The organism is Mycobacterium sp., assembly GCF_051006775.1.
In the GTDB taxonomy this organism is placed as follows: domain Bacteria; phylum Actinomycetota; class Actinomycetes; order Mycobacteriales; family Mycobacteriaceae; genus Mycobacterium.
This window is the reverse complement of the sequence record NZ_JBPCSX010000142.1, coordinates 1-8,902: the sequence shown is the minus strand read 5'-3', so window position 1 is coordinate 8,902 and position 8,902 is coordinate 1. Positions and strand designations below refer to the sequence as shown.

At 66.2% G+C, this 8,902-nt stretch carries 8 protein-coding genes; 2 read left to right on the top strand and 6 right to left on the bottom strand.

From position 1 onward, the window contains the following. The 4 genes from ACR2JI_RS09805 to ACR2JI_RS09790 all read right to left on the bottom strand — a co-directional run. Positions 1-2,860 (bottom strand): DEAD/DEAH box helicase (locus tag ACR2JI_RS09805; RefSeq protein ID WP_526389888.1); only part of this gene is annotated, 2,860 nt, incomplete at its 3' end. Between the two features lie 101 nt (positions 2,861-2,961). Further along, the gene (locus ACR2JI_RS09800) at positions 2,962-4,224 is read right to left on the bottom strand and encodes a cytochrome P450 (RefSeq protein WP_526389887.1); all 1,263 of its coding nucleotides are present in this window, start codon (positions 4,222-4,224) and stop codon (positions 2,962-2,964) included. An 11-nt stretch (positions 4,225-4,235) separates the two neighbouring features. Continuing rightward, positions 4,236-5,639: an NAD(P)/FAD-dependent oxidoreductase gene (locus ACR2JI_RS09795; protein ID WP_526389886.1), complete on the bottom strand. Its 1,404-nt coding sequence runs from the start codon at positions 5,637-5,639 to the stop codon at positions 4,236-4,238. Continuing rightward, positions 5,636-5,851, bottom strand: coding sequence for a ferredoxin (locus tag ACR2JI_RS09790; RefSeq protein ID WP_526389885.1), 216 nt, complete (start codon positions 5,849-5,851; stop codon positions 5,636-5,638). Before ACR2JI_RS09790 ends, ACR2JI_RS09795 begins: the two co-directional genes overlap by 4 nt. A 41-nt stretch (positions 5,852-5,892) precedes the next feature. Here ACR2JI_RS09790 and ACR2JI_RS09785 point away from each other — a divergent pair, with 41 nt between their 5' ends. Both ACR2JI_RS09785 and ACR2JI_RS09780 read left to right on the top strand, forming a co-directional pair. Further along, a complete protein-coding gene (locus tag ACR2JI_RS09785; RefSeq protein WP_526389884.1) occupies positions 5,893-7,020 on the top strand; it encodes an alpha/beta fold hydrolase in 1,128 nt (375 codons plus the stop codon). After that, a complete protein-coding gene (locus ACR2JI_RS09780; RefSeq protein ID WP_526389883.1) occupies positions 7,017-8,243 on the top strand; it encodes a glycosyltransferase family 2 protein in 1,227 nt (408 codons plus the stop codon). The genes ACR2JI_RS09785 and ACR2JI_RS09780 overlap by 4 nt, the downstream gene beginning before the upstream one ends. A gap of 15 nt (positions 8,244-8,258) precedes the next feature. Here the strand turns inward: ACR2JI_RS09780 and ACR2JI_RS09775 are convergent, their stop codons facing one another. Then, positions 8,259-8,480, bottom strand: coding sequence for a hypothetical protein (locus tag ACR2JI_RS09775; RefSeq protein WP_526389882.1), 222 nt, complete (start codon positions 8,478-8,480; stop codon positions 8,259-8,261). A gap of 7 nt (positions 8,481-8,487) precedes the next feature. After that, a partial coding sequence (locus ACR2JI_RS09770; protein ID WP_526389881.1) for an acyl-CoA carboxylase biotin carboxyl carrier protein subunit occupies positions 8,488-8,902 on the bottom strand: 415 nt, incomplete at its 5' end.

Genomic DNA, 8,902 nt, shown 5'->3' with positions numbered 1-8,902 from the left:
TGACCCACCAGCGGCGCTCGGCATAGGAGACCGCAAGCACCCGTCGGCTGGCGAGTAGGCCGTCGAGCCAGGCGCCGACATCGGGAGCCGTTGAGCGCTCGCTGATCTCGTCATCGGTGAGCGGGCCCAGTAGGCGCAGCAGGTCGGCGACGCCCTCGGCATCGCGGGCCTTGCGGTCGTCGTCGAGGTGCTGAAGTTGGCGGCCGGTGGCGGCCACCACGTCGGCGTCAAGCAGCTCGCGCAACTCCACCCGGCCCAGTAGCTCGGCCAGCAGTGTGGTGTCCAGGGAGAGTGCCGCGGCCCGCCGCTCGGCCAGTGGGCTGTCGCCTTCGTACATGAACGCCCCGACGTAGCCGAAGAGCAGCGAGGCGGCGAACGGTGATGGAGTGGGGGTTTCCACCTCGACCAGTCGAACCCGGCGCTGGGCGATCCGCGCCATCAGTTCGGTCAGCATCGGAACGTCGTAAACGTCCTTGAGACATTCCCGGACGGTTTCCAGCACCATCGGGAAGTCCGGGTACTTCCTTGCCACGTCCAGCAATTGGGATGCCCGCTGACGCTGATGCCACAGCGGTGAGCGCTTTCCGGGGTGCCGCCGGGGAAGTATCAGCGCCCGAGCGGAGCACTCGCGGAACCGGGAGGCGAACAGTGCCGACCCGCCGACTTCGGCGGTGACCAGTGCCTCGATCTCGTCGGCCTCGAACACGAACAGGTCGGCACCGGGCGGGGTGTCTTCGGTATCGGGCAGTCGCACCACGATGCCGTCATCGCTGGCGGTCGGTTTCTCGTCGATCCCGTACCGCTCGAGCAGCCGGCGCCCCACCGCGAGGGCGAGCGGGCCATGCACCTTCAGTCCGTACGGCGAGTGCAGAATCACCCGCCAGTCGCCCAGTTCGTCGCGGAAGCGCTCAACCACCAGGGTGGTGTCGCTGGGCACCACCTTCGTTGCCTCGCGTTGGTCGTCGATCAGCGTGCGCAGATTGGCGATGGCGAACTCGTCGAAGCCGATTTCGGAGCAGCGAGTGCCGAAGGCGTCATGGTCCAGACCGGCGAGCTCACCGGTGAACTTTCCGATGGCCTCGCCCAGCTCGGGCGGGCGGCCGGATTCATCCCCGCGCCAGAACGGTAGCCGTGCCGGTTGACCGGGCGCCGGGATCACCAGGACCCGGTCGTGGGTGATCTCAGTGATCCGCCAGCTCGTCGCGCCCAGCGCGATGACATCGCCCGGCCTGGATTCGTAGACCATCTCCTCGTCGAGTTCGCCTACCCGGGAGGGCTTTTCGGAATCGGTGGCCAGATACACGGTGAACAGACCGCGGTCGGGAATGGTGCCGCCGGAGGTGACCGCCAGCCGCTGCGCCCCCGGGCGTGCGGTGAGTGTGCCGGTGTCGCGGTCGTAGACGAGCCGGGGTCGCAGTTCGGCGAAGTCGGTGGACGGATACTTACCCGCCAGCAGATCCAGGGTGGCCTCGAACGCGCTACGCGGCAGCGTTGCGAACGGGGCACTGCGGCGCACGGTGTCGAACCACACGTCGGCGCTGATCGGTTCCAGCGCGCAGGCCGCGACCGTCTGCTGGGCCAGAACGTCGAGCGGATTGGCCGGCACCCGCATGGTTTCGATGGTTCCGGCCAGCATCCGCTGGGCGGTGACCGCACAGTCGATCAGATCGGTGCGGTGCTTGGGCAGCAGGACGCCGCGGGAGATCTCACCGACCTGATGGCCGGCCCGGCCGACCCGTTGCAGGCCGCTGGCCACCGAGGGCGGCGCCTCCACCTGGATCACCAGGTCAACCGCGCCCATGTCGATGCCGAGCTCCAGGCTTGAGGTGGCGACCACCGCCCGCAAACGTCCGGTCTTCAGATCGTCCTCGACGGCGGCGCGCTGTTCCTTGGACACCGAGCCGTGGTGGGCGCGGGCCAGCAGTGGTTCAGCGCCCTGAATCTGGTTGCTCGCCAGCATGTGCGCCGGTGGCCTGTCCAACTCGACGCCGTTGCGTTCGGCGTGAATCTCGTTGATGCGGGCTGTGAGCCGTTCAGCCAGCCGTCGCGAATTGGCGAACACGATGGTGGATCTGTGGGAGGTGATGAGATCGACGATCCGGGTCTCCACCTCAGGCCAGATGGTGTTGTTCTCCAGGTTCGTCATATCGGGCACCGGCACCTGAACGGACAGTTCGAAGGTCTTGGCCGCCGGAGGATTGATGGTGCGGGCGGGTCTGCCGCCGGTGAGGAATCGGGCCACCTCTTCGGGCGGGCGGACGGTCGCCGACAGCCCGATGCGCTGGGCGGGCTGAGTTAGCAGGGCGTCGAGTCGTTCCAGTGACAGTGCCAGGTGCGCACCGCGCTTGGTGGCGGCCACCGCGTGCACCTCGTCGATGATCACCGTCTGAACTCCGGCGAGGGTGTCGCGGGCTGCCGAGGTCAGCATGAGAAACAGTGATTCGGGTGTGGTGATCAAAATGTCGGGCGGGTTGATGATCAGCTGGCGGCGCTGTGGCGGCGGGGTGTCCCCGGAGCGCACCCCGACGCTGATCTGCGGAACGGGCAGTCCCTCCTGAGCGGCGATTCGCGCGATGCCGGCCAGTGGGGTCTTGAGGTTGCGCTCGACGTCGATGGCCAGGGCCTTGAGCGGGGAGATATAGAGGACACGGGTGCCCCCGGCCTCGCTGGGCTCGTGCGCCAGCCGGTCGATCGCCCAGAGGAATGCGGCCAGTGTCTTTCCCGAGCCGGTCGGTGCGACCACCAGGGTGTGCTCGCCATCGGCGATCGCCGCCCAGGCCTGCGACTGGGCCGGGGTGGGGGCGTTGAAGGTGCCCTCGAACCAGCGCCGGGTGGTGGGCGCGAACCGGTCGAGACTCACACCGACAGCCTGCCAGTCACCATGCCCATCCGCGAGCGTGCGTGTCGGTACGCCGACACGCCGCCCGTGCGTGCATTTCATGCACGCTCGCGCGGGTGGGGTTAGTCGAGGATCTCAGCGAAGTCCACCCACAGGTGCCGCGGACCCCGGAACACCTGGTTGTGCCGGTACGGCGGGGGATCGACCACCAGTCTCGGCGAGCGGACCCGGCGCAGGAACACCTCCAGAGCCAGGTTGATCTCCAGCCGGGCCAGCGGACCGCCGAAACAGGTGTGGATACCGCTGCCGAAGCCGACGTGCTCGTTGTCCTTGCGCATGGGATCGAACCGGTCCGGCTCGGGGAAACGCCGGGGATCACGGTTCGCGGCCGCCAGCACCAGGAACACCGCCGATCCCTGGGGAATCCGGGTGCCACCGATCTCGATATCGGCCATCGCCCAGCGGTTCACCGTGAACTGGACCGCACCCTGCAGCCGCTGCACCTCCTCGACCGCGCGCGGGATCAGTTCCGGATTGTCGCGCAGCAGATCCCAGGATCCGGGGTTGCGCAGCAGTGTCAGCACCGAGTTGGTGATGGTGTTCACCGTGGTGTCGTGGCCGGCGATCATCAGCAGCAGAGCATTGGACTTCGCCACCCTGGCCGACATCGGACCGTCGGGGCCGTCGTCGTGCAGTGCCGCCGATAGCAGGCCCGGTCCCGGCTCCCTGATGAACCTCTCGACCAGATCCGCGAGCCAGTCATTCAGGTCGGCGGAACTCTTCTGGGCCTTCGCGATTGCGGCCTGGCCCTCCGGGCTGTCGCGTTCCGGACCGACGTCGGCGGCCTGCATGAAGTCGGTCACCCAGCCGTGGAACTTCGGCTCGTCCTCGATCGGGGCGCCCATGATCCGGAAGATCACCGAGACCGGGATCCGGTAGGAGAAGTCCTCGACGACGTCCATTCGGCTGCCGCCCCGGGCCTTCACCGTGTCCAGCAGTTCGTTGGCCAGATCCGTCACGAACGAGGCCATGCTCGGGATGATGTTGGGGGAGTGCGGTGGCCCGAAGTACCGCATGAATTGCCGCCGCATCACGTCGTGTTCGGGTGGGTCGGAGACCAGCATGCTCAGGTTGCGGGTCTGGGCGGCCTCCGCCGGGTCTAGTTGGACGGACTTCTCACCGAAGAACCCCGATGGACTGCGGCTCACATCGACGCTGATCCGCGGATCATGCGCCAGTGCAATGACTTCCGGGAATCCGGTGACCACGTAGGTCTTATCCGAGACCTTGGCGACCGGCGTCCGGCGGAGTTCCTCGTAGAACGGAAACGGGTTGGGGCGGTTGGCGAACTTCATCGCCTCGGCCCAGGCGGCTGCGGGATCCATCGCTACTCCTGCTAGTGGGCGCGCGGCCGGAATTCGGCGCGACGGTCGGTCGGGTCGTGTCCGGTGAGCACCACATCGGGATTGCCCGCCGGCTCGCGCGGATCAGGAAAGCGGGCGGGCATCACCTCGTGGTTGGCCGGCTGGTCGTAGCCGGGCGGTGGTGGGGGGAACGGCGCCGAGCGTTCGATCATGTCGGCGTAGTAGGGCAGCCACTTGCCGTGATTGAAGGTGACCGCGCCGACGATGCGGCCGTTGTGGCCGTAGGCGGCCGCGAAACGACGGTCCGCAGGCGAACCCTGGGTGAAGACGATCTCGTCGCCGAACGAGCACACCCCGACACTTTTGATGTTGACACCGAACTGGCCGGACCAGAACGACGGCAACGGTAGGTGCGCGCGACGACCCACCTCGAGGTTGAGCATGTTGTTGGCGGCCACCTCGGCACCGGAAATCGCGTTGTCCCAGTGCTCCAGCGCCAGGTACTGGTAGCCGTAGAGCACGTGCGGTGCGCGGGCCACATCACCGGCGACGAAGATGTGGTCGGTCACCACGCCGTTGATGTCGAACGCACGGCAACCGGCATCGCAGCCGACGCCCCACTGCCCGGCGGCCAGACCGGCGCCCTCGAGCCACTCGACATTGCGGATCGAACCCAGGGACGGGACCACCACGTCGACCTCCAGGACGGTGCCGTCGGAGAGCGTCGCCGACCGGACGTGGCCGGCCTCGTCACCGGCAAGGGATTTCACCGAGACGCCGGTGCGCAGATCCACCCCGGCGTCGCGCATCATGTCGGCCGCGATATCGCTGATCACCCCGCCCAGGGCACCCTTGAGCGGCCCGCTGCCGCGTTCGGTCACCGTGACCGGCAGATCAAGGTCGCGGCACACCGAGGCGATCTCCGACCCGACGAACCCCGACCCGACGATCAGCACCCGGCGTGGTTTGGCCTTCAGCGCGGCCTGCAACCCGGCAGCGTCCTCCACGGTCCGCACCGTGAACACGCCCTGCAGCGCACCCTCTTCGGGGTTGGGCCAGGGCCGGGCCCGGGTGCCGGTGGCGATCAGCAGCCGGTCATAACCGACCTCTTCGCCATTACCCAGCTGCACCACGTGGTTGATCCGGTCCAGGCCCACCGCGGCCACGCCGAGCTTCCAGTCCGCGTCAACCCGGTGCAGCCGGGGAAGTTTGGTGTGGTCGGCCGGGACCCAGCCTTTGAGGACCTGCTTGGACAACGGCGGGCGGTCATAGGGTTCGTGTGCTTCGTCCCCGATGATCGTCAGTGAGCCCTCGAAGCCCTTCTCCCGCAACGCTTCTGCTGCGCGCAGCCCGGCCAGTGAGGCGCCGACGATGACGATGCGACCCTGTGCCCGGAACGTCCGGAGGATCTCGTCGAATGAGTAGATTCCGCTCACAGGGTGTCCCGGTCGGCCGGGGGATCCAGTTCGAGGATGATCGCCTGCACCGGGCAGGCCGCCACCGCGCGCAGGACATGCTGGCGCTGGGATTCGTCCGGATTGGGGTCATAGGCAAGGGCTTCCTCGCCGACGAGTTTGAGCACCTCCGGGGCCAGCGGCACGCACTGGGCGTAGCCCTGACACCTGTTGAGATCGACCACCAGTCGCATGGTTACCGAGGGTAGTGGTGCGGCAGGTGATAATCAGCGGCATGGCAGACATCCGGACCTTCCGCATCTCGGTTCCCGACGAGGATCTGGCCGACCTCCGGCAGCGGTTGCAGCGCACCCGCTGGCCTGAGCGGGAGTGTGTGTCGGATTGGAGTCAGGGCATCCCGCTGGATTACACCCGTGAACTGGCGAGTTACTGGGCGGACGGCTATGACTGGCGAAGCCGGGAGGCTGAGCTGAACCGGTTCGATCAGTTCGTCACCGAGATCGACGGCCTGGACATTCACTTCATTCATCAGCGCAGTGCCAATCCTGATGCGCTACCGCTGGTGATCACACACGGTTGGCCCGGATCGGTTGTCGAGTTCAGCAAGGTGATCGAGCCGCTCGCTGAGGATTTCCATGTCGTGTGCCCGACGCTTCCGGGTTACGGATTCTCCGGCAAGCCGACCGGTGCGGGCTGGAACATTGAACGCATCGCGACGGCCTGGGACACCCTGATGAAGCGGCTTGGCTATGAGCGCTACGGCGCGCAGGGCGGTGACTGGGGTGCGGTGGTAACCACCCAGATCGGGTGCAACGCCTCGGCGGGCGACGGCAACGGGTGCATCGCCATTCACACCAATATGCCACTCGGTCTGCCGACCGCGGAGAGCATGCGAGACCCCACACCTGCGGAGCAGTCTGCGCTGGAAGGGCTTGCCTACCATCAGCGCTGGGGGATGGGTTACTCCGAGGAGCAGGCCACCCGGCCCCAGACGCTGGGCTACGGACTGGTCGACTCGCCGGTGGCCCAGATGGCGTGGATCGTGGAGAAGTTCTGGGCGTGGACCGACTGTGACGGGCATCCGGAGAACGTGCTGTCCCGAGACGAGATGCTCGACAACGTGATGATGTACTGGGCGACCGCATCAGGTGCATCGTCGGCGCGGCTGTACTGGGAGAGCTTCAAGAACCTCGCTGAGTTTGGCCGGGTCGAGGTGCCGACGGGTGTTGCGGCGTTTCCGAAGGAGATCCTGCGGTCCCCGCGCCGCTGGTGCGAGTCGAAGTACAACATCACCCATTGGACGGACATGCCCCGGGGAGGGCACTTCGCCGCCTTCGAACAGCCGGAGTTGTTCGTCTCGGATGTGCGGACGTTTTTTCGTGAGAAACTCGGAGAGTCGTGAACCCTGCAGCTATTCCCGATTCTGTGCGGCCGCCTGTTCTGACTATCTGTGTGCCCACCTACAACCGGGCGCGGTATCTCGATTGTCTGCTGGCAGATCTCGTCGCCCACATCGGCGAACTCGGATACTCCTACGAACTGCTGATCGGCGATAACGCTTCGGAGGATGACACTCCGGATGTGGTGGGCAAGTATGAGGACAAGTTGGCAATGCGCTACATCCGGCGGCCAGAGAACGTGGGTGCTGCGCCAAATATCGTGCGGCTCTTCGGAGCTGCGCGGGGCCGATATCTCGTCTACGTCGCCGATGACGATCTGCTCATTCCTGCTGCACTCGGACGTCACATCGCCTACCTGGAAGCCAATCCCGACGTTGGCGCGGTTTATGCACCTTGGTTCATCCATGACCGCGTTGCGGCGCAGGACATCGATCAGTTTTATGCCGTTGACCACGAGACGACAATCGCGGCCGGGGATCATGGCGCCCTTTTTGACTTCTTGGTGAAAGGTCATGTCTTTCCGGAGATCTATGTGGCCCGAACATCGCTTGTCAAAGACGTGCTTAACACCGATACGCCGCTAGCTTTTTATTTCTTCGTACAGATCGCTCGAATGGTCGATCGGGCGGCAGTGACGTTTAGCCCGGAACCCTTCTATCGCTCCATCACCCGATACTTCGAGGGCGAGTCGCGAAGCCAGTACGGGCACGAAGAAGTCAAGTCGGGCTGGGACCGCTACCGCGGTGGTCTGGAGTACATCCTCTCTCGCGTCGCACACCTCTTGGACGCGGAGAATCTTGCGTGGTGCCATCGCGCAATCGATCACTTCGCGCGCATGCGGATGCAGGTGGCTCTGAGGGTACGAACTCTCGCGGGCAGGGACTGGATCGATAACTACTACGTCGCCACTCGACTGCGCTGCGTGGGCGATGACTCACTGCTGCCGATGCCCTACGAGAACTATCGGATCAATGCGGCCCTGGAGTACCTGCTCGGCCTGCAACCGTTCTATCCGGCACCCTCGACGGTCATGTACTACCTCGACGATCCCCCGCAGATCCTCACGCAGGCCTGGGACTTCGGCACCGCCGGTCTGGTGGCGCGGGCCGACAGGTCAGTACCGTTGCCCGACAACACGATTCTGCTGACCAGTCGGGAAAAGGCCGTCTCAGAGGGCTCGCTGTTCGTGATCTCCGAACATGAACTCCTCGCGAAGTTCCCCTAGGGCATACAAGCGGAGCTACTGACTCTGCTGGGCGACCAACTGCAGTAGGTAGCGGCGCACGGCGGCGGCACCGGCACGCGCGGCGGCAGGCTCACCGCGCACGGTGATCTCCTCGCCGGCCGGGTCGGCCGTCACCTCCGCCATGGCCACGCCGGTGACCGGCTCGCAGACATCCCAGGAGCCGTCCAGTCGCGCGCGCAGGTACCACGCGCCCGCGTTGATATCGGGGTGCCTCACGTGGGCCCTACTTGATCTCGGCCAGGACGGTGCCCTGGGTGACTGCGGCACCCGCCTCCACCGACAGCCCGGTGATGACGCCATCCTTGTGGGCGGTGACCGGGTTCTCCATCTTCATGGCCTCCAGCACCACGACGAGTTCGCCGGCGGCGACCGTCTGACCCTCCTCGACGGCGACCTTGACCACGGTGCCCTGCATCGGTGCGGTGACAGCGACACCGGATGCCGCTGCGGCGCCGTGACCGCCGCGCTTGCGCGCCTTGGGCTTCTTACGGACCACGCTGGCATCGGCCGATCCGCCGCCACCGCCCAGCGCCATATCGCCGGGCAGTGAGACCTCAAGACGTCGACCGCCGACCTCGACGACGACGGTCTGGCGCGGGCTGGCCTCCTCGGCGTCGACCGCACCGCCGCCGGTGAAC